22 protein-coding genes, 2 tRNA genes and 1 other RNA gene are annotated in these 20,470 nt (G+C 32.6%); 16 read left to right on the plus strand and 9 right to left on the minus strand.

Going from position 1 to position 20,470, the window contains the following annotated elements:
• Positions 1-11: 11 nt before the first annotated feature.
• Entirely contained in the window at positions 12-1,244 is a 1,233-nt protein-coding gene (locus HA145_RS07380) for a bifunctional folylpolyglutamate synthase/dihydrofolate synthase (RefSeq protein WP_209128549.1), read from the plus strand.
• On the opposite strand, the gene HA145_RS07385 is transcribed toward HA145_RS07380, so the two are convergent.
• Together HA145_RS07385 and HA145_RS07390 are read right to left on the minus strand one after the other, a co-directional pair.
• A complete protein-coding gene (locus HA145_RS07385) occupies positions 1,241-2,596 on the minus strand; it encodes an FAD-binding oxidoreductase (protein WP_209128550.1) in 1,356 nt (451 codons plus the stop codon). The two genes, HA145_RS07380 and HA145_RS07385, sit on opposite strands and share 4 nt — an antisense overlap.
• A 39-nt stretch (positions 2,597-2,635) precedes the next feature.
• Positions 2,636-3,871 carry an amidohydrolase family protein gene (locus HA145_RS07390; protein WP_209128551.1) on the minus strand — a complete coding sequence of 412 codons (1,236 nt, stop codon included), beginning with the start codon at positions 3,869-3,871 and terminating at the stop codon, positions 2,636-2,638.
• Between the two features lie 130 nt (positions 3,872-4,001).
• On the opposite strand from HA145_RS07390, the gene HA145_RS07395 reads away from it, so the two are divergent.
• From HA145_RS07395 to ftsZ, 6 genes are all read left to right on the plus strand, one after another.
• Positions 4,002-4,074 (plus strand) — tRNA-His (locus HA145_RS07395).
• A gap of 72 nt (positions 4,075-4,146) precedes the next feature.
• Positions 4,147-5,541, plus strand: a complete 1,395-nt coding sequence (miaB, locus tag HA145_RS07400; RefSeq protein WP_209128552.1) for a tRNA (N6-isopentenyl adenosine(37)-C2)-methylthiotransferase MiaB — start codon at positions 4,147-4,149, stop codon at positions 5,539-5,541.
• Positions 5,542-5,553: 12 nt separating this feature from the next.
• Complete coding sequence (locus tag HA145_RS07405) at positions 5,554-6,621, plus strand: D-alanine--D-alanine ligase family protein (protein WP_209128553.1); 1,068 nt, start codon at positions 5,554-5,556, stop codon at positions 6,619-6,621.
• Between the two features lie 10 nt (positions 6,622-6,631).
• The gene (locus HA145_RS07410; protein WP_209128554.1) at positions 6,632-7,042 is read left to right on the plus strand and encodes a hypothetical protein; all 411 of its coding nucleotides are present in this window, start codon (positions 6,632-6,634) and stop codon (positions 7,040-7,042) included.
• On the plus strand, positions 7,039-7,758 hold the full coding sequence (locus tag HA145_RS07415; RefSeq protein ID WP_209128555.1) for a cell division protein FtsQ/DivIB: 720 nt from the start codon (positions 7,039-7,041) through the stop codon (positions 7,756-7,758). Before HA145_RS07410 ends, HA145_RS07415 begins: the two co-directional genes overlap by 4 nt.
• A gap of 180 nt (positions 7,759-7,938) precedes the next feature.
• Positions 7,939-9,054: a cell division protein FtsZ gene (ftsZ, locus tag HA145_RS07420; RefSeq protein ID WP_209128556.1), complete on the plus strand. Its 1,116-nt coding sequence runs from the start codon at positions 7,939-7,941 to the stop codon at positions 9,052-9,054.
• 17 nt (positions 9,055-9,071) lie between these two features.
• Here the strand turns inward: ftsZ and ffs are convergent.
• Positions 9,072-9,168, minus strand: an RNA gene (gene ffs / locus HA145_RS07425) — signal recognition particle sRNA small type.
• Between the two features lie 46 nt (positions 9,169-9,214).
• Here ffs and panB point away from each other — a divergent pair.
• Positions 9,215-9,988 (plus strand): 3-methyl-2-oxobutanoate hydroxymethyltransferase, encoded by a 774-nt coding sequence (gene panB, locus HA145_RS07430; RefSeq protein ID WP_209128557.1) that lies wholly within the window; start codon positions 9,215-9,217, stop codon positions 9,986-9,988.
• Here the strand turns inward: panB and hemW are convergent.
• Positions 9,981-11,204: a radical SAM family heme chaperone HemW gene (gene hemW, locus HA145_RS07435; protein ID WP_209128558.1), complete on the minus strand. Its 1,224-nt coding sequence runs from the start codon at positions 11,202-11,204 to the stop codon at positions 9,981-9,983. The genes panB and hemW overlap by 8 nt on opposite strands.
• 95 nt (positions 11,205-11,299) lie before the next feature.
• Here hemW and HA145_RS07440 point away from each other — a divergent pair, with 95 nt between their 5' ends.
• The 7 genes from HA145_RS07440 (at position 11,300) to HA145_RS07470 (ending at position 16,372) form a co-directional block, all read left to right on the plus strand.
• Complete coding sequence (locus HA145_RS07440) at positions 11,300-12,409, plus strand: PIN/TRAM domain-containing protein (RefSeq protein ID WP_209128559.1); 1,110 nt, start codon at positions 11,300-11,302, stop codon at positions 12,407-12,409.
• A 40-nt stretch (positions 12,410-12,449) separates the two neighbouring features.
• Positions 12,450-13,112 carry an ATP-dependent Clp protease proteolytic subunit gene (locus tag HA145_RS07445; RefSeq protein ID WP_011376956.1) on the plus strand — a complete coding sequence of 221 codons (663 nt, stop codon included), beginning with the start codon at positions 12,450-12,452 and terminating at the stop codon, positions 13,110-13,112.
• Between the two features lie 26 nt (positions 13,113-13,138).
• A complete protein-coding gene (locus HA145_RS07450) occupies positions 13,139-13,750 on the plus strand; it encodes an ATP-dependent Clp protease proteolytic subunit (protein ID WP_002807795.1) in 612 nt (203 codons plus the stop codon).
• 110 nt (positions 13,751-13,860) lie between these two features.
• Positions 13,861-14,850 carry a ketol-acid reductoisomerase gene (gene ilvC, locus HA145_RS07455; RefSeq protein ID WP_209128560.1) on the plus strand — a complete coding sequence of 330 codons (990 nt, stop codon included), beginning with the start codon at positions 13,861-13,863 and terminating at the stop codon, positions 14,848-14,850.
• The gene (cbiB, locus tag HA145_RS07460; protein WP_209128561.1) at positions 14,838-15,860 is read left to right on the plus strand and encodes an adenosylcobinamide-phosphate synthase CbiB; all 1,023 of its coding nucleotides are present in this window, start codon (positions 14,838-14,840) and stop codon (positions 15,858-15,860) included. The genes ilvC and cbiB overlap by 13 nt, the downstream gene beginning before the upstream one ends.
• 51 nt (positions 15,861-15,911) lie before the next feature.
• Positions 15,912-16,157, plus strand: a complete 246-nt coding sequence (locus tag HA145_RS07465; RefSeq protein ID WP_209128562.1) for a chlorophyll a/b-binding protein — start codon at positions 15,912-15,914, stop codon at positions 16,155-16,157.
• Between the two features lie 2 nt (positions 16,158-16,159).
• A complete protein-coding gene (locus tag HA145_RS07470) occupies positions 16,160-16,372 on the plus strand; it encodes a hypothetical protein (protein WP_209128563.1) in 213 nt (70 codons plus the stop codon).
• Here HA145_RS07470 and HA145_RS07475 read toward each other — a convergent pair.
• From HA145_RS07475 to HA145_RS07490, 4 genes are all read right to left on the minus strand, one after another.
• Positions 16,367-16,624, minus strand: a complete 258-nt coding sequence (locus HA145_RS07475) for a hypothetical protein (protein WP_209128564.1) — start codon at positions 16,622-16,624, stop codon at positions 16,367-16,369. The two genes, HA145_RS07470 and HA145_RS07475, sit on opposite strands and share 6 nt — an antisense overlap.
• Before the next feature lie 56 nt (positions 16,625-16,680).
• Positions 16,681-16,926: a hypothetical protein gene (locus HA145_RS07480; RefSeq protein WP_209128565.1), complete on the minus strand. Its 246-nt coding sequence runs from the start codon at positions 16,924-16,926 to the stop codon at positions 16,681-16,683.
• Positions 16,927-16,980: 54 nt separating this feature from the next.
• Entirely contained in the window at positions 16,981-17,292 is a 312-nt protein-coding gene (locus HA145_RS07485; protein WP_209128566.1) for a hypothetical protein, read from the minus strand.
• A gap of 138 nt (positions 17,293-17,430) precedes the next feature.
• Positions 17,431-17,706: an HU family DNA-binding protein gene (locus HA145_RS07490; protein WP_011132955.1), complete on the minus strand. Its 276-nt coding sequence runs from the start codon at positions 17,704-17,706 to the stop codon at positions 17,431-17,433.
• 628 nt (positions 17,707-18,334) lie between these two features.
• Between HA145_RS07490 and HA145_RS07495 the strand changes: the two genes are divergently transcribed.
• Positions 18,335-20,368 carry a glycogen debranching protein gene (locus HA145_RS07495; protein WP_209128567.1) on the plus strand — a complete coding sequence of 678 codons (2,034 nt, stop codon included), beginning with the start codon at positions 18,335-18,337 and terminating at the stop codon, positions 20,366-20,368.
• A 1-nt stretch (position 20,369) separates the two neighbouring features.
• On the opposite strand, the gene HA145_RS07500 is transcribed toward HA145_RS07495, so the two are convergent.
• Positions 20,370-20,440, minus strand: a tRNA-Gly gene (locus HA145_RS07500).
• Between the last annotated feature and the right edge of the window lie 30 nt (positions 20,441-20,470).

The raw sequence follows: 20,470 nt of genomic DNA on the forward strand, positions 1-20,470 counted from the left end.
AAATTTAAATTTTGAAAAAAGCAAATTTAAAAACTTTTGAATTATTATCACCTAAACATGAAAGGGAAAATATCAAGTTAGGTTTATCAAGAATTAAAAAAGCACTTCAAGAACTTGGTAATCCTTGCGCAAATATTCCAGCGATACAAATTATTGGAACCAATGGGAAAGGATCAATTGCGGCATATTTAGAAAGTATACTTTTTGAAGCTAAAAGGAATTTTGGAGTTACGACATCTCCTCATCTTTTGGATGTATGCGAGAGGATTAGAGTTAATAAAAAAAATATTAATAAAACTGATTTTGAAAAAATCTATAGATTAATAGAAAAAAATTTTTCAATATTTGAATTAACTCCTTTTGAAAAAATCATTTGCTGCGCACTAAATTTTTTTGACCATCAAAAAGTTGAATTACTCATTCTTGAAGCTGGGTTAGGTGGACGATTAGACGCGACAACAGCCCATAAATATAGACCAATCATTGCTATTGGAAATATTGGCTTAGACCATAAAGAATTTCTTGGAGATACGATTGAAAAAATTGCCAAAGAGAAATTAGCAGTTATTGAAAAAAACTCAATTGTCATCTCATACAATCAAAATAGTCAAGTTGAAAATTTAATAACCAAAAAAGTTAAAGAGGTAGGAGCAGAAATTATTTGGAAAGATTCAATTTCAAACAGCTATGAGATTGGATTAAAAGGAATTTTTCAAAAGCAAAATGCCTCAGTAGCTGTTGGAGCAATTGAAGCACTGAATAATTTGGGATTTAATATAAAAGAAAAACACATATCTGAAGGTCTTAAAAAGACAACTTGGAACGGAAGGCTAGAAATAATAAATTATTTCAACAAAGAAATTCTTGTAGATTGTGCTCATAATTATCCTGCTGCAAAAGCACTCTCTAATGAGCGAAGCAATTGGGAGAATGAAGATAAAGGAATTTATTGGATTTTAGGTGTCCAAAGACAAAAAGATATTTACGCAATATTAAAAACACTTCTAAAGAAAAATGATCGCTTATTACTTGTTCCAGTTCCAAACCAACCTAGTTGGCAATTAAACGATCTCTCTCAGATTAAAGAAATTGACTTTCAAAAAACAATTGAATTTAAAACATTTGAACTTGCCATTGAGTATTTATTTTCCCTGAAAAAATGGCCACCTAATCATCCTGTTCTGACAGGTTCTATTTTTTTAGTTGCTGAATTTATTAAATTTGCGAATAAACAGAAATGTTAATTTTTAAATTGTTCTTTCACTTCCCAACCTTCCAATTTCCCTGGATTTAATAGTCCTTTAGGATCAAATCTTAATTTCGCTTTTACTTGATCTGCATCCACCACTCCGAGACCTCCGCCTTCAACTGTTAAAACATGAGGATTAAAAATAAACGCACCAAGTTTCTTGCAATCTTCCATTATTTCTTCTAATTCTTCTAACCCATTCCACTTTAATACAGGTAAAGCAGCTAATCGCGGTGATCCTTGTTGAGAAACTGCCTCTAAATGCCAAAGAACTTTTTTACCCCATTTTTTTCTCAAAAAATTAATTAATTCTAGTTCATCATTTAGTGGCAAAAGCATCTGTAAATACGTCCAATTTTTATCCCTAGACCTCATATGAAGAGTTGTATGATTCCATACGACTTCAGAAATTCCATTAACGAGTTTTTCTTCTTCCCCAAGGAGGGTAAATTCAACTTTGAATTTTTTACAAATCAACTCGATCGTTTTTGTTCCTCCAAGAGTAGATTGAATTAATATCTTGTGACTTCTAGAATTACTTTTAAACCATTTTGGCATTTGTTCTACAATTTCTTCTTCAAGAATTGCTCCTAGTTTCAGATCAATTGCGGCGCTTGTAAGAGTTTTTAATATTTCTATTGTTTTTTCAAATTCAATACAGTCGATAACTATTGAATACCACTTACGTTTGATATCAGTAGCAAGTAATAAAGAAGTAATTATTCCATTAGTCCCATAAGCATGATTCAAAGGTTCGGATTCTTCAGCATCAAATTTTAATAAATCAGGTTTTTCATTAATTGTCACTGCCTCTAAACCGATAAGATTCCCTGGATCTCTTAAAAATCCCCACCTAATGGACCCAATACCTCCTGACCCACCTGCAATAAAACCTCCAATTGTAGCTGTTTTCCAAGTACTAGGAAGCAACCTTAATTCCCTTCCATATTTTTCTAATTGTTTATTCAAATCTCCCATGAGACATCCAGACTGTACTTTCACAAAACCTGTATCTGGATCAAATTCTTCTAACTTATTAAAGTGACTCATCTGCATTACAACTCCTTTAAACAATGGAACAGCTTGTCCATAATTGCCTGTACCTGAACCCCGTAAAGTAAGAGGGATAGAAAATTCCCAACAAATTTCTGCTACTGCCTTTACTGCTTTGTGATCACTAGGTCTTACCACCAAATCAGCAATACATTCGTCTAGTCTTTCAGTAAGGATTGGAGAGTAGTTATAAAAATCTTTTGAAAGTCTTTTTACGTCGGATTGGCTTTCAATAATCTCTAAGTTTTTGACCTCCTTAAATTTGTCTAAAAATTTAAGACTATTTGATGTCATTAAATAAAATTTCTTGCGTTGTATATATAAATTAGTCGATTAGCAATATAAATCGCCTTTTATATATACTTTTCTCTTTAAGTTAGTCGAAAAAATATCTGCCCATTTTTGTGCATCCAGAATTACAAAGTCAGCAGGGCAACCCTTTTTAATTAAACCATCCCATTTTAAATTTAATAATCTGCTTGGAGCTAAAAAAATAGAAGATATAGTCATTCTCTCCCAGGGATTTAGTTGAAGCATAGGTATCGAGCAAGACAACATATAAAAAGGATCAAAATTACCAAAAGGGTACCAAGGGTCTTGAACATTATCACTACCCAGAGATACATCCACATGTGATTTTTGTAATTGCTTTATTGGCGCAACTGGTCTTTTTAATGATGTAGTTTTATTACTTCGATTGAGCAGCCAAAAATTTGTCAGGGGTAAAGCTATAACTTTAATATTTTTCTCAGCCATTTTTTCTCCTAAATATAAAATCTCTCTATGATTTAGATAAATAAGACTACTCAAATGACTACAAGTGATCGGAATACTATTAATCTTTAAATTTTCGATTGTTTCTAATAAAACTTTTATTCCTGCTCCAGGCTCAATAATTGACTCATCTATATGCAAATCAATTTCTAATTTATATTTACTCGCAAGAAGAAGCATCTTTGCGAGAAATTTGCTTGTATTTTTTTTATTGAAAGGCGGTACAATAACACCTCCTAAAATGCCTCCATTAGAGGAAAATATTTTTGCTAACTCTTCTCCATTAGAAGTATCCCAAAATTCCAATGGAGCTAGAGCAACGAATTGTAAAGTTAAATCAGATGCAAATTTTTTTTGTAATTTAAACAGTTCAATCCAAATATCAATAGATTGACTTTTGTATGTATCAATATGACTTCTAATAGCTCGGTATCCATTTTGTATGGCAAGTTTTAATGATTTCTCAACTCTTTCAAGAACCTTATCTGTAGTTCTAGTTTTATGTTCTTCAAGATTTACTGATAATGCTCCTCCATAGTTTGATTCCAGATTAGGAAAGTCTGCCCATATAAATGATTTATCAAAATGCGAATGAGTTTCAACAAATCTTGGGAATAAAATATTTTTTGGTTTTGAAACTTTATTTTTTAAAGGCTTTAACTCAGAAACATATCCATCCTCCCAACTAATGGAGACTGAACATAAATCCTCTACATCAATAATGAGGTTATCTATATCTTCTATTAAACAAAGGCTTCTGGGAATTAGAACCTCAGCTGTGCCAGAATTACTCAAATTTTTAAAATTTTCTTTTATTTTAAATCATAAGAAAACTTTACTGAATTAGAAAATAATTCAAATTTCGCCAAAAGATAAAAATTACTATGAAAAATAACCCTTGAGTTGTTAAATTTATAAATATGAGGCGGGCGTCGCCAAGTGGTTAAGGCAGCGGCTTGTGGCGCCGCTATTCGGGGGTTCGAATCCCCTCGCTCGCCCTCAAAAAAATTGCAGAAAAATTTTTTAACTTGTAATTTTGAATTAAAGAATCATAAAAAATTCCTAGTAAAGTGCTAACAAAAACAAAACCAGACGAAAAAATTTTTCAAAATAATTCAACTACTGGCAGTTATTGGATAACCACATTTGGATGCCAAATGAACAAGGCTGATTCTGAGAGAATGGCTGGGACATTAGAGAAAATGGGATATACCAGAGCAGATAACGAATTAAATGCCGATTTGGTCTTATACAATACATGCACAATAAGAGATAATGCGGAGCAAAAAGTTTATAGCTTTCTAGGAAGACAAGCAAAAAGAAAGCACAAAACACCTAGCTTAAAACTTGTTGTTGCAGGTTGCCTTGCTCAGCAAGAGGGAGAGTCCTTACTAAGAAGAGTCCCAGAACTTGATCTGGTCATGGGGCCTCAACATGTAAATAATCTTGAGAATCTTCTGGGTAAAATTGATTTAGGAAATCAAGTTGCTGCAACAGAAGAAACCTACATTTCTGAAGACATTACAAGTGCAAGAAGAGAAAGCTCTATTTGTGGCTGGGTGAATATCATATATGGATGTAATGAAAGATGTTCATATTGCGTAGTCCCCTCTGTCAGAGGAAAAGAGCAATCAAGATATCCAAATGCAATAAAAAGTGAGATCCAAAAATTAGCTGATGATAATTTTAAAGAAATTACTCTTTTAGGGCAGAACATTGATGCTTATGGTAGAGACCTTCCAGGAACTACAAAAGAGGGGAGAAAAGAGAATACCCTAACTGATCTTTTATATTATATTCATGATGTTAAAGGAATTAGCAGAATAAGATTTGCTACTAGTCATCCAAGATATTTTTCAAAAAGGTTGATTCAAGCTTGTTATGAACTTGATAAAGTTTGTGAACATTTCCATATTCCCTTCCAAAGTGGAAATGATGAAATTTTGAAGCAAATGTCCAGAGGATATACTATCAAAAAGTATAAAAATATTATCGAGAATATAAGATCATTAATGCCAGATGCATCAATCACAGCTGACGCAATAGTTGCTTTCCCAGGAGAAACCGAACAACAATATCAAGATACATTAAAGCTGATATCAGATATTGGCTTTGATCAAGTAAATACAGCAGCATATTCTCCAAGACCAAATACGCCTGCAGCAGTTTGGTCGAATCAACTTTCGGAAGAAGTAAAAAAAGCTAGACTTCAGGAAATTAATGCTTTGGTTGAGAAAACTGCTAGGAGTAGAAACCAAAGATACATCAACAAAATCGAAAGAGTTTTAATTGAGGGTTTAAATCCAAAAAATTCCTCTCAAATTATGGGTAGAACTAGGTCAAATAGATTAACTTTCGTAGAGATTCCAAAAAACATCAACTTTAATTTTTCATTGGGAGATGAAATTAATGTCAGAATAAATGAAGCAAGACCTTTTTCTTTAACAGGTGAACTTTATTTATAATTTTTTTTCTAAATGATCGGGGTAAATAAAAAATGTATTGGGTTAATATTTGGCGGGAATTCCAATGAACATGAAGTATCGATATCCTCGGCAAAAACGGTTTTTAGAGCCTTTAATTCAAAAATAAACAAACAACGCTTTAATCTTAAAGCCTTCTATATAGACAAATATGGAGATTGGATTAATAGTGATCTCTCAGAAAAAATCCTCATTGGGGAGACTGAGAATATTACAACAAAACAACAAGGAATTACTAATCGAGAAAAAATTAACTTTTTAGACGGTATTGAATTTCAAAATATTGATGTTTGGTTTCCTCTTTTGCATGGATTTAATGGTGAAGACGGATCAATTCATGGCTTATTGAAATTTACTCAAAAACCTTTAGTCGGATGTGGAATTGTAGGCTCTGCATTAGGAATGGATAAAATTATAATGAAGACAATTTTTTCTAACCTCAAACTTCCACAAGTTAATTATCTAGTTTTTCAGAATGAAGATCTCAAGAATAAAGAAGTCAAAAATAGGATGATTAATAAGATTTTAAAAAAATTAAATTTTCCTATTTTTGTTAAACCATCTAACTCCGGATCCTCTCTTGGCATCTCAAAAGTCACAAATAAATCAGAAATATTACAAGCAATAGAAAAGGCATGGGAAATTGATACAAGAATTTTAGTAGAAGAAGGTTTAGAAGCAAGAGAAATTGAATGCGGAATAATTGGAAAATCAAAACTCTTAACCTCTGAAATAGGCGAAGTAAAGTACGAAAGTGATTGGTATGATTACGATTCAAAATATAACTTAAATAATAAGATAACTATCCCAGCCGAAATAAATTCTAAAGTCGCTGAACAAATTAAGAATATTGCTATTCAAAGTTGCAGAGCTCTAAATATTTTTGGTTTTGCAAGAGTAGATTTCTTTCTAGAAAAATCTTCAAATAAAGTTTTTTTAAATGAAATAAATACAATTCCTGGTTTCACAAAAAACAGTATGTTTCCAATGCTTTGGAAAGCTTCAGGTTTAAATATTGAGCAACTTGTGGCTAAACTGGTAGACATATCTCTAGATTTATAATTCAAATAAAATGTTGCATGGACTTCTTTGGTTACCATTACTATTAATCTTCGTTTTATTAACTGCTTTGGGATGGTTAGAGAGAAGAAGGCAAAATCTTTTTAGGAGCTGGGCTAACGGTTCTGAACTTTGTAAATTAGATAGTTCAGGTGCAGCTTTTTTAAAAGATGGAGAATTAAAATGGAGCGCATTTGAGGCTGGTAAGTTTGAAGAAAAAGAAAGTTTCACAATCAAGAAACTAGAATTAGTTGAATTAATGGCACTAACTTCAGGAGAAGCTCCTCTAACAAATGAATCCCAAGGGAAGTGCAGGTTGAGACTAGTAGGTGGAGGGAAAGAGATGGATGTACCATTTTCAGATGCAGAACAGGCAAGAGCATGGATGGAGCAATTGATGGAAAAAGCTCGATGTGATTTGTGAAAAACCCAAAAAAAATTAAAAATAAATTCTCTTTATTTCTAATTTTATTTACCACAAGTTTAATAAGCCTAAAAACCCTAAAAGAGGTCAATATAAGCGACATTAGGATCTCTGGTAGTAAATTATTATCACAGAATGATTTAGTGAAAAATTCATCTTTAAAATTGCCAATCAGGTTAATTTTTATTAGAACTAATTTTTTAGAAAAAGAGTTAAAGCAAAATTTGTCGCTCAAGCATGTTTCAGTAAGCAGACATATATTTCCCTTTGGTTTGAAAGTTTTTGTTAATACTAGAACTCCGATAGCTTACGGCGAAAAAATATTTAATGATGAAAAAATATTAGGTTTTATTGATAAAGATGGGGTTTTTATCAAAAAACAAAATGCAGACAATACAAAATTTACCGATTTAACTGTACGAGTTTTTGGTTGGAAAAGAAAATTTAAAAAAGTATTATCTGAAATTTTAATTTCACGAGAGAAATATGAATTTGAGGTCGTAAAAATAACTTTTTCACCCAGTGGATTTCTAACTGTTGAGGAAAAAGATTTAAAAACAATATTTTTAGGATTTAACCCTAATTTAATCACTTATCAATTACAGATAATCAATAATCTAAAAAATGAATACAAGAAAAATAACTTTTCTGAAAAAATTGATAATATTGATCTTACTGATCCAAATAAACCAAAAATAAAAGTGTTCAAACCCTAATATTTGAGATTTGATTTTGAATAATTTTTTTTAATTATTGTAGTGTTGATGTGGGTTAAGCATATAAAACAAAATATTTAATAAATAAATATTTTAAGGTTTTTCCTCAACAAATTCCTACAGATGAGCTTAGTAAGTTCATAATGCACCCAATACTAGTATTAGATCCCTAATTAAGAGATGAGCTTCGGTAACAATCCAAACTTTGATCAATCGAGAGAAATCCTTCCAAGCCAAAACGCCAAAATAGAAGTAATTGGTGTAGGCGGAGGCGGAAGTAACGCTGTAAACAGAATGATTGATAGTAATCTTGAAGGCGTTTCATTCAGAGTTCTCAATACTGATGCTCAAGCCTTACTACAGTCATCTGCTCAAAGGAGAGTCCAATTAGGTCAAAACTTAACAAGAGGACTAGGAGCTGGAGGTAATCCAAGTATCGGTCAAAAGGCCGCAGAAGAATCCAGAGATGAGCTGCAACAATCATTAGAGGGTGCTGACTTGGTTTTTATAGCAGCTGGAATGGGTGGAGGTACTGGGACGGGAGCAGCCCCAGTTGTCGCTGAAGTAGCAAAGCAAAGCGGTGCATTAACAATTGGCATAGTAACTAAACCCTTTTCTTTCGAAGGGAAAAGGAGAATGCGTCAAGCAGAAGAAGGAATTGCAAGGTTGGCAGAAAATGTTGATACTCTTATTGTCATCCCTAACGATCGGTTAAAAGAGGTTTCATCGGGCGCCTCTATTCAAGAAGCATTTAGGAATGCAGATGATGTTCTAAGAATGGGAGTCCAAGGTATAAGTGAAGTAATAACCCGCCCAGGCGAGGTTAATCTTGACTTTGCTGATGTCAGATCAGTCATGACAGAAGCTGGTACAGCTCTTCTTGGGGTAGGTATTGGTTCTGGCAGATCACGAGCGATAGAGGCTGCTCAAGCAGCAATTAATAGTCCATTATTAGAAGCAGGAAGGATTGATGGTGCAAAAGGTTGCCTTGTGAATATCACTGGAGGGAGAGATTTAACCCTTGATGATGTGAACTCAGTAGGAGAAGTTATTAGCGATGTTGTAGATCAGGATGCGAATATAATCGTTGGTCAAGCAGTGAACGAAGACATGGATGGTGAGATACAAGTCACCGTAATTGCAACTGGCTTTGATACAAACCAACCATTGAAGCAACAAAGAATAAGAAATAGATTATCAAATCAATCTTTTTATAGTGATTCGAACAACAAAGATACTGGAGCGAGTATTCCAGAATTTTTGAAATTAAGGCAGAATAAAAAAGATATAAATTAAAAGTTAAATTAAACTAAGGTGACTCGGTTATCTCGCCTGCCTCAAGCATCCCTTGTGGCTGCTACCTTCCGGTCCTGACCAGGTTTAGGCGTTAAAACCGCGAAAGGCCGAGTCAGTATTATATTAGCAATTCTTGATTAAAAAAGATACATAAATTCTCATGTTGCCTTCAGATCTCATCAAATATAAAGAGAAATCTCAAAAGATTATTGCATTAACTGCATGGGACTCAATATCTGGATCTATTGCAGAACAAGCTAATGTTGATCTTGTTTTAGTTGGAGATTCACTAGCAATGGTGTGTTTAGGATACAAATCCACATTGCCGTTAACTTTAGAAAACATAATCTACCACACTAATGCTGTATCAAGAGGGTTCAAAAAAGGAATTGAAGAACAACCTTTGGTGGTATCAGACATGCCTTTTTTGACTTATCAATGCGGAGATGATAAAGCTGTAGAGTATGCAGGAAAAATAATTCAAAGTACTTATGCAAAAGCTGTAAAGGTCGAAGGAGCTGAGCCAGAAATACAAAAAGTTATTTCAAGGTTAATTAGAATGGGAATCCCTGTTATGGGGCATATAGGACTTACACCACAAAGCTATTTAAATCTTGGATTAAAAAAACAAGGCGAGAGCTTAGAAAGCCAAGAAAAAATCAAAAGAGAAGCTTCGATACTAGAAAATTTAGGGTGTTTTTCAATAGTTCTTGAACATATTCCTGAGTTACTTGCTAAAGAAATACAAAACGACTTAAAAATTCCCACAATAGGTATCGGTGCAGGTAAATATTGCGATGGGCAAGTAAGAGTTACTGCTGATTTGCTGGGTCTCAGTGATGACCAACCACCATTTTGCCAACCCATTATTCAAGGGAAGAAATTATTTAAAGATAAATTAAAAGAATGGATAGAATCTGAAAGACTTAACTAATCTCATCCCACCATTTGAACATAGAAATAAGAATTTGATTGCTAAGCTCCATACCTTTTGGATTACTTAAAAAGAACCTATAACCCTTTCTAACTAATAATCCACTCTCAAGATATGTTTCCCATTTTGCAAGCAATTTTCTTAAATTACTTTCAAATTTTTTATTCCCCCAGTTTTGTTCTTTAAAAACTTTATGGATATCTAGACCCTCTCTAAGTCTCAACCCCAACATTATTTTCTCATCCAAATCTTTATAAACAAAATCTTTATTAATGAGTGATGAATCTAAATTTAGTTCGCATTGTCTGATTACCCATTCTTTATATTCCTTACTAACTCTTGGTCTAGTTAACTTTTCCCCCCAAGGCGAACTAGTAGAACCTTGACCAAAACTCCACCAGCCTAATCCACTCCAATAAACTCTATTATGTCTGGATTGATGACCAGGGAAACAATAGTTTGAGATTTCATATCTTGAGTAGCCTGAGTTCTTTAAGATTAAATGAGTTAATTTACTATTTCTAAAAGCCTCTTCATCATTTGGAAGTTTTAATTTCCCTGAATTAACTAATTTCTGAAAAACAGTGCCATTTTCAATATTTAAATCGTAAATGGATATATGTGGTGGTAAAAAAGTTATTGCTTTTTTTAAGTCATCTTGCCACTCTTTAAATCCACTAAGTGGCAAATTTTGAATTAAATCAAGGCTCCAGCTTATTATTGACCCAGAATCGTGGACTCTTTTCAACCATAAACAAGATTTTTCAGCATCCTCTCTCAAATGCCGCCTACCCGCGTTTTGCAGTATCTGATTATTAAAACTTTGTACTCCGAGGCTAAATCTATTGATCCCAGCATTTATGAATCCATTAAGGTCATCTTGATTAAAACTTGCTGGGTCAACTTCCATAGTTATTTCAGCACCATAGTCAATTCCGTAATTTTCTTTAAAAATGTCAATTATTTCTTTGATCTGTTTAGGATCCAAAATTGATGGTGTGCCACCTCCTAAATAAATTGTCGAAAGAGGAGATTTATCTTTAATTGACAATATTTCTTTGTATAAAAAGTGTAAATATTCTTTAACAGTTTTGCTTCCATAACCTTGTAAAGTTTCAACTTTGTTTCCAAGTGGAATAACTGCAAAATCACAATAAAAACACCTCCTATGGCAAAAAGGAATATGTACATAGGCACTTCTTGGAAACTTATTCATAATCTAGATACATTTTTAAGCTCCAAAAAAGCATTTAGGATCGAAAAAATAAGATCCTTATTTACTCAATTAATAAATCCTAGTAGATTATAGATATGACAGATGCCTTAGTATTAATTTTATTTGTATTGTCTGGAGCTGCCTCAGGATGGCTTGGAGTTGATTTATTGCCAGTAGACATCCTTAAACAGGTATCTAATGTAGAAGGTTTTAGAATTGTTTTAGCGATAATTGGTTTATTTATAGGATTAGCCGCAGGTTTTGTATTTCTTCAACTTAGAAAGACTTTTCTTGATCAAATAAGGACAATGCCTACAGACTTATTAATAAGTAGGTCAGTTGGCTTAATTTTGGGATTACTTGTAGCAAATCTCCTACTTGCTCCAATACTATTAATTCCTTTCCCTAGAGAAGTCTTTTTTGCAAAACCCTTAGCAGCAATATTAAGCAATATTTTCTTCGGAGTTCTCGGATATAAGTTAGCAGATACCCATGGAAGGACATTATTGAGATTATTTAATCCAAATAATACTGATGCATATTTAGTTAATGAAGGCATACTCCCTGCTGCAAGTCCAAAAATTCTTGATACCAGCGTGATTATTGATGGCAGAATAAATGGCCTATTAAGTTGCGGATTGTTGGAAGGACAATTAATTGTTGCTCAAAGTGTAATTGATGAATTACAAACTTTAGCTGATTCAAGTAGTAACGAAAAAAGGTCTAAAGGCAGAAGAGGTTTAAAATTATTGAAAGAATTAAGAGATTTATACGGTAGAAGACTTGTAATAAATCCGACAAAGTATGAAGGTAATGGGGTAGATGAAAAACTCTTAAAAATTACTGAGGATATGACAGGAACTCTAATTACGGCCGATTATAATCTCTCGCAGATTGCGGAAGTTAAAGAATTAAAAGTCATGAATTTGAGTGATTTAGTCATTGCTTTAAGACCAGAAGTACAGCCAGGTGAATCGCTGAATATAAAAATCGTAAGAGAGGGGAAAGAAAAAATGCAGGGTATTGGATATTTAGATGACGGAACTATGGTTGTGATTGATGAAGCAAAAAATTTCGTGGGAAGCAGATTAGATATTATTATAACGGGAGCACTACAAACTCCTACTGGAAGAATGGTCTTTGGAAAACTTATAAATAATCCTGAGTCAAACAAATCTTTTAAATCTCCAGCGACACAGGGCTAAATATAGCTAGAATCAAATCAATAACAATTTTGTGATACAAATGACTGTATCTGCTCCTTATTACGGCGAAAACACCGTCATGAGGACCCCACCCCCTGATCTGCCCTCTCTTTTACTTAAAGAGAGAATTGTCTATCTTGGTTTACCATTATTTTCAGATGATGATGCGAAAAGACAATTAGGTATGGATGTCACTGAGCTAATCATTGCCCAACTTCTTTATCTAGAATTTGAGGATCCAGAAAAACCTATCTATTTCTATATAAATTCAACAGGGACAAGTTGGTACACAGGTGACGCTGTCGGTTTCGAAACAGAAGCTTTCGCTATATGCGACACAATAAGCTATATAAAGCCTCCAGTACATACAATCTGTATCGGACAAGCGATGGGAACAGCCGCAGTTATCCTTTCATCTGGCACTAAGGGACAAAGAGCTGCCCTCCCGCACGCCTCTATCGTTTTACATCAACCTATAAGTGGAGCAAGAGGTCAAGCAACAGATATCCAAATAAGAGCTGAGGAAGTTTTGAAAAATAAAAAGTCAATGCTGGAAATTCTATCTCGAAATACTGGGAAGACTATCGAAGAACTTTCTAAAGACTCAGACAGGATGAGTTATCTCAACCCTCAAGAAGCTTTAGATTATGGAGTTATAGATAGAATACTAACAAGTCAAAAAGATTTACCTAATAAAATTTAACTCTCACAAACAACTACTTTAAAATCATGCCAATAGGAACACCAAGCGTGCCTTACAGACTTCCAGGAAGTCAATACGAAAGATGGGTTGATATATATACAAGACTAGGAGTAGAAAGGATTCTTTTTCTTGGACAAGAAGTTAACGATGGTATTGCAAATAGCTTAGTTGCACAAATGCTTTATCTTGACTCTGATGACAATTCCAAACCTATCTATCTATACATAAATAGCCCAGGAGGATCAGTGACTGCCGGCTTGGCTATATATGACACTATTAAATATGTAAAAAGTGATGTTGTAACAATATGTGTAGGCCTAGCAGCCTCTATGGGTGCGTTCCTTTTAGCTGCTGGAACCAAAGGTAAAAGGGTTGCTTTACCCCACAGTAGAATAATGATTCATCAACCCCTTGGAGGAACATCTCAACGTCAAGCAAGTGATATTGAAATAGAGGCTAAGGAAATTTTAAGAATTAAAGATATGTTAAACATGTCTATGGCCGATATGACAGGACAATCATTTGAAAAAATCGAAAAAGATACTGATAGAGATTATTTTCTAAGCGCAGAAGAGGCAAAAAACTATGGTCTGATTGATAGAGTAATCACTCATCCAAGCGAAGCCAATCAATCTTAAATTTTCTAAATAAATTCTTTAATTTTCATTTTTAAATTAATAATTTGTTGGTTTATTTACACCTTTAATGTCTAAAATATTAATTATCAAATGAAAAGAAGTTACAACTAATGACCCAACTCTTTTACGACACAGATGCAGATCTAAGTCTTTTACATAATAAAACAATAGCGATAATAGGATATGGTTCACAGGGACATGCACATGCCTTAAATCTTAAGGATAGCGGTATGGATGTAATTGTAGGATTATATAAAGGAAGTAAGTCTGAAAGCAAAGCTATTAGCGATGGTTTACAAGTCTTTAGAGTTTCTGAAGCTTGCGAAAAAGCAGACTGGATTATGATTCTCCTTCCAGATGAATTTCAGAAAGATGTTTACCTTAAAGAAATAGAACCAAACTTAAAGGCAGGAAAGATATTAAGTTTTGCTCATGGCTTTAATATTAGATTCGGACTTATCAAACCTCCTAGTTTTGTGGATGTTGTAATGATTGCTCCAAAAGGGCCTGGACACACTGTTCGTTGGGAATATCAAAATGGTCAAGGAGTTCCAGCGTTGTTTGCAGTAGAGCAGGATTCTTCCGGAAGTGCAAGATCATTGGCAATGGCTTACGCAAAAGGGATTGGAGGAACTCGAGCTGGGATACTTGAGACAAATTTTAAGGAAGAAACAGAAACTGATTTATTTGGCGAACAAGCAGTTTTATGCGGGGGCTTATCAGAACTCGTTAAATCAGGCTTCGAGACTCTTGTAGAGGCAGGATATCAACCAGAACTTGCATACTTCGAATGTTTACATGAAGTCAAACTAATTGTTGATCTAATGGTGAAGGGTGGCTTATCTCAAATGAGAGATTCAATTTCCAATACCGCAGAATATGGAGACTATGTAAGTGGCAAAAGACTTATTAATAGTGATACGAAGAAAGAAATGCAGAAAATTCTAAAAGATATTCAAGATGGAACTTTCGCTAAGAATTTTGTGGAAGAATGCGATAAAAACAAACCCTTAATGACAAAATTAAGAGAAGAGAACTCAAAACATGAAATTGAGAAAGTAGGTAAAGGTCTACGCTCGATGTTCAGTTGGCTGAAATAAACTTATTTTTAATATTTCTTGGATCTATTGGTTTTGATTTATTGATTGGCGACCCAAGATTCTTAATCCATCCTGTTCAAATAATTGGTTTTTACATAAAAAAAATATCTAATTACCTCATAAATAATTTTGGAGGAAATAAAAAAATTTTATTTTGGGGCGGTTTCATTGTTTCTATATCCACTATTGGGATAAGTTTTAGTTTTGGAAAATTGATAGAACTCAGTTATGTGCAATCAAGAAATCATTTTTTGGGTGGATTTTTAATTTTTTTTGGACTTTCAAGTTGTATTGCAACTAAGGGACTTATTTCAAGTGTGAAAGAGATTGCAGAGCTAATAGAATACAAGGAAATTAATGCCCAAAATAAGAGCCTAATCCAAGAGAAGGTACAAAGAATAGTCAGTAGGGATGTGAGTTCATCTTCTATAGAACATCTTTTGAGATCAAGTACCGAGAGTCTTACCGAAAATTCTGTTGATGGAATATTTGGGCCATTATTGTGGATTTTTATTGGAATTGTTTTTATGAAGTTTTCAATTTTTTTCCCAGGGCCTTTGTCGCTTGGCTTTTCTTATAAAGCAATAAGTACTTTAGATTCAATGATAGGTTACAAATATGATTACTTTAAATACTTAGGTTTTTTCAGTGCAAAAATCGAAGATATTTTTACGTTTATTCCTTCAAGATTAGTTTTAATCACGCTACCTTTAGTTAGTACCAAAGTTAATCAGTATAAATCAATCATAAAAAAAAGTTATCTAGATGGTAAAAAATATGATTCTCCTAATGCTGGGATTTCAGAAGCTATATTTGCCTATATTGCCGGCGTTAAATTAGGAGGAAAAAGTAAATATAAAAAAGAAATTATTGAAAAGCCAATAATCAATCCGACTGGAGATAGTTGCACTAGAGAGAAAATTAAATTAATTTGTCAATTAATTTTGAGATTACAATTTTTATGGATAATAATTTTTTTCGTCTTAATTTTTTTATTATCTCGAGTTTAATTTAATGATAAATTAATATAAAAATTATTAATATAAACAAAAAAGGATTCTATGCAAGAAAAAGACTCTCCAATGGAAAACCAAAATGATGATTTTACTAATAAATCATCAACTGATAATGAATACTCAAAATGGGTAGACAATAAGGGGGATGAAGTAAAGAATGTTTTTGGATTTAATAGCAGCGCTGAGCTTGTGAATGGTAGAGCAGCTATGATCGGATTCTTGATGCTCATATTAACAGAGTTGGTTTTTAGCGGTAGACCAGTGACTGCCTCAATCTTTGGTATCAATTAAATATGGAAGAAAAAAAAACTAATTCAATAAAAGTAATCCTATACATATCTGTATGGGTAATAATTTGGGGAACATTTGGTTCTTTCATAGATTATCCTCTTTATAAAAATAAAATTTACTTAGAGGGAAGCATATATCAGTATCTTACTTTCACAATTACAGCAATAATATCAATAATAAGTGCAAAGTTTTTTTATAAGAAATTTGATTTATAAAAATTTGTACCTAAATTTCTTAATAATTTTAGCTGGTTCTTTTTTGCCATTTGACTCGTAAAGTATCCACTGATGTGTCTCAGTATCATGATCACAACCATAATCTCCAGATAGGTTATCGTAACTTGAAAGCGATGAATGACAATTCTGATCTGCCTCAAAAGCAGAGTCATAACCTGTTAAAAAATATATTAAAGATAGAAGGGTTACTAACAAAAAAAATAATTGAAAAACTAAATTTACTACCTTCATAAGAATTTCTAAAATTTAAATATATCATTTAATAAATTTTTTAGATCTAAAAATATTTAACGACCAACATTAAAAACAAAGTCATGGAATTCTTGATTCTTTAAATAAAGGATGACTAGCAATATTAAAGTCATATTTAAACCTATTACTATTGATCCAAAAATATTTATTTGTTTTTTACCTGGCAAAGTGTAAGTAAATTTCTTACCTTTAAGAAAACCTGCTAAACCTTTTTTTTCTTTTTTTGAATCCTTTATTTCAGTATCATTTTCAACTTCATTATCGGAGAAACCTTTGACCATTACAAATTAAAATCCAAATTTATAATATTCCAAAAAAATAAAATTTTTCTATAATTAACAATTTTTAATCACATATGGGATCATAAATGAAATTCTCTCATTTGAGTAATTTCTAAAAAAATAAGCTTCAATTATTGCCGACTGCATCCCCAATAAACTTGATTGACATTTGAATCTATTTTGGTCAAATACAACTAACTGAAGTTTTTCTATTTCAGAAACTAATTCTTTACAAACTTGGGTTTGCGAATCTTTAATACAATCACTAGATTCTTTTAAAATCTTTGATTTTATTGGTATTGCTTCTGCCATAACAAAATTAGATACAAATAAAAATTTTAAGAATAAAAAAGTTAAACGTTTCATTACTTCTTAAGACTTCATCATTTGTGATACCTTGTTAAGAGTTTTGGTCATTGAGCTAATAGCATTTTATTGAAATTAAAAAAAAAGATGCTCTTTTAGAGCATCTTTGATATTTAAGAAAGAAATAGGTTAAAAAGTTTACCCTTGAACTCTATCCTTAAAAAGCTTACCTGCTGAGAATGTTGGAACTCTTTTTGCAGGTATTGCTATTTTTTCGCCTGTCTTAGGGTTTAATCCCTGTCTTGCAGAACGATCTCTTGGTTCGAAAGAACCAAATCCTAGTATGGAGACTTTTTTGCCTTCCACTACTGAATCAACAATAGTTTCAATAGCCGCATCAACAACTAGAGAAACATCAGTTTTTGTGAGCTCAGTACGAGCAGCAACAAGATTTACTAAATCAGCTTTGTTCATTGAATTGTTTGTAAAGCAGAGATTCAAAAGAGATGAGTTTTAATCAAGTCTAAAAACCTCGAACTTGCACATCATATGGAGCAAATACGAATACGGCAACCGAAAATGCTGGCGGCGCAAAGCTTTATACAAATCTGGGGGACATTTTTAGCTTTATTTTTTAATTTCATAACCGCACACTTTTCTTAAATTAAAAATAATATCTATATCTAGAAAACTGCTAAAACCATTGTCACCACTGGTTTTAGTCTTCAAAAATATAACTTAATTTAAGTAGAGAGAAAAACGTCTAAAGGTAACGTAGGGAAGAAATTGAAGTATTTATTATATTTTATTAATTTTCAGATATATTTCCTTCTCATCACATGAAAAAGCATTATTTGTATTTTGGAATCAAGAAATATCTTATTTTCTAATTATTAAACTTTCTCTCTAAATCATTCTATGCACTGCGCAGATGGATGGATGAATTGCAATAAATTAGAAAATTAATACTCTCTAAGATCTAGTAAAGTTGATTAGTGAAACCTTAAATTTGAGTTTTTTTTTTAATTTTGGATCTATTATTCAAATATAAGTAATTTGAATAAATTAACCCAATATTTAACTAATCAATGATAAAGAGAAAGTGACTCATATCAATAAAGGTAAACCATTCCCTTTGGGAAGTTCTCTAACCTCACAGGGCGTTAATTTTTCCTTAATAGCCACAAATGCAGAATATGTAGAAATCTTATTGTTTGAGCGAGAAGACTCTATTTCTCCAAAAACTATATTTAAATTAGCTCAGAACCATAATACTGGTCCCTACTGGCATGCGGAAATAAAAAATCTAAATGAGGGTTGTATCTATGCTTTTAGGATAAAACAAAAAAATAATGAAATTAATAATAACTATGAAAAAAAAGTATTACTTGATCCATGTTCAAGGGGTATTACTGGATGGGGAAGTTATAAAAGAGACAATGCATTAAATACTCAAGAAAATACCAATTCTTGTCTCAAAAGCGTTGTTTGCGATAGAAAATTATTTAATTTTAAGGATTATCCAAGACCGAAACATTCTTGGGAAGAAATAATTATTTATGAACTCCATATCAAATCCTTCACTGAATCAACTGATAAAAATGGAAGTTGTTTCAAAAAGTTTTTAAAAAAAATTCCGTATCTCAAAGAACTCGGCATTACAACAATTGAATTACTTCCAATTTTTTGTTTTGATCCATCTGATGCACCAAATGGTTTAGAGAATTTTTGGGGTTATAGTCCAATCAATTGGTTTACCCCTCATTTTGAATATCTTTCAAATGAATCTGCCGAAAAGAATAGAGAGGAATTTAGAAGATTAGTAGAGGAATGTCATAAAGCAGATATTGAAGTCATCTTAGATGTTGTGTACAATCACACCTCTGAGGGAGATTCTCATGGACCTGCAATATCTTGGAAAGGGATAGATGAAAATCTTTATTACTTTATAGGAAAAGATAAAAATTATCAGGACGTCTCTGGTTGCGGAAATACTATTGCAGCAAACAGAGGATTAGTTAGAAAACTAATAATTGAATCATTAAAGTGTTGGGCGAGTGAATTTGGAGTAGATGGTTTTAGATTTGATTTAGGAATTGCCCTATCAAGAGGAGAAAATCTTTCGCCACTCGAAAATCCTCCAATTTTTGAGGATATAGAATGTGAGCCAGAACTTATCGATATCAAATTAATAAGTGAACCATGGGATTGTGGTGGTTTATATAAATTAGGTGATTTCCCATCTAAGAATACTTTCACTTGGAATGGTCATTTTAGAGATGACTTGCGAAGATTTTGGAAAGGGGATAAAAATACAGCTTGGAATATGAGCGATAAAATAAAAGGTTCTCCATCGATTTATAAAGAAGATAATATTTTACCAAAATCAATAAATTTTATTACTTCACATGATGGATTCACTCTAAAAGATTTAGTAACTTTCAATAGAAAACACAATTTTGCCAATAGAGAACAAAATAGAGACGGTGATAACCATAACAATTCTTGGAATCATGGTACAGAAGGACCAACCACAAACTTATTAATTAATGATTTAAGAAAAAGACAACAAAAAAATCTTATTCTTAGTTTACTTATCTCTAAAGGTGTTCCAATGATACTTATGGGTGATGAGATAGGAAGGTCACAAGGCGGTAACAATAATTCTTGGTGCCAAAATAATTTATTGGGCTGGATGAATTGGGAACATGGTCAACAAGATTTGGAATTATTAGAATATTTTAAATACGTTATAAAAATCCGAAAAAAGCTAATAAACATTTTTAACCCATCATTCTTACCTAACAATCAAAGCAATGAAAATAATCCAACATATCATTGGCATGGAACCAGTTTAGATAGCCCTGATTGGAGTAGTTGGTCTCACACAATTGCTTTTAGCATTAACAAAGGCAATACTAATCCCCTGGTCTGGATAGGTTTAAATGCTTATTCAAAAAGCATCGATTTTCCTTTACCAAAATGTAAATATAATTGGTTAAAAGTTATTGACACAAGCATAACTGAGATTTTTAAACCCTTAACTATTAATGAAAAATCTGTTTCAATAAAGAGTAGAAGCTCCTTATTAATCATTTCAGAAGAAGTATTTGGGGCAAAAAATAATATATTCTAAAAGCGGGCGGCGGGAATCGAACCCGCATCTTCAGCTTGGAAGGCTGAGGTTTTACCACTAAACCACGCCCGCATTAAGTAATAGAATTACCATTGCAATAAT

The organism is Prochlorococcus marinus XMU1411 (assembly GCF_017696075.1).
Classification (GTDB): domain Bacteria; phylum Cyanobacteriota; class Cyanobacteriia; order PCC-6307; family Cyanobiaceae; genus Prochlorococcus_A; species Prochlorococcus_A marinus_V.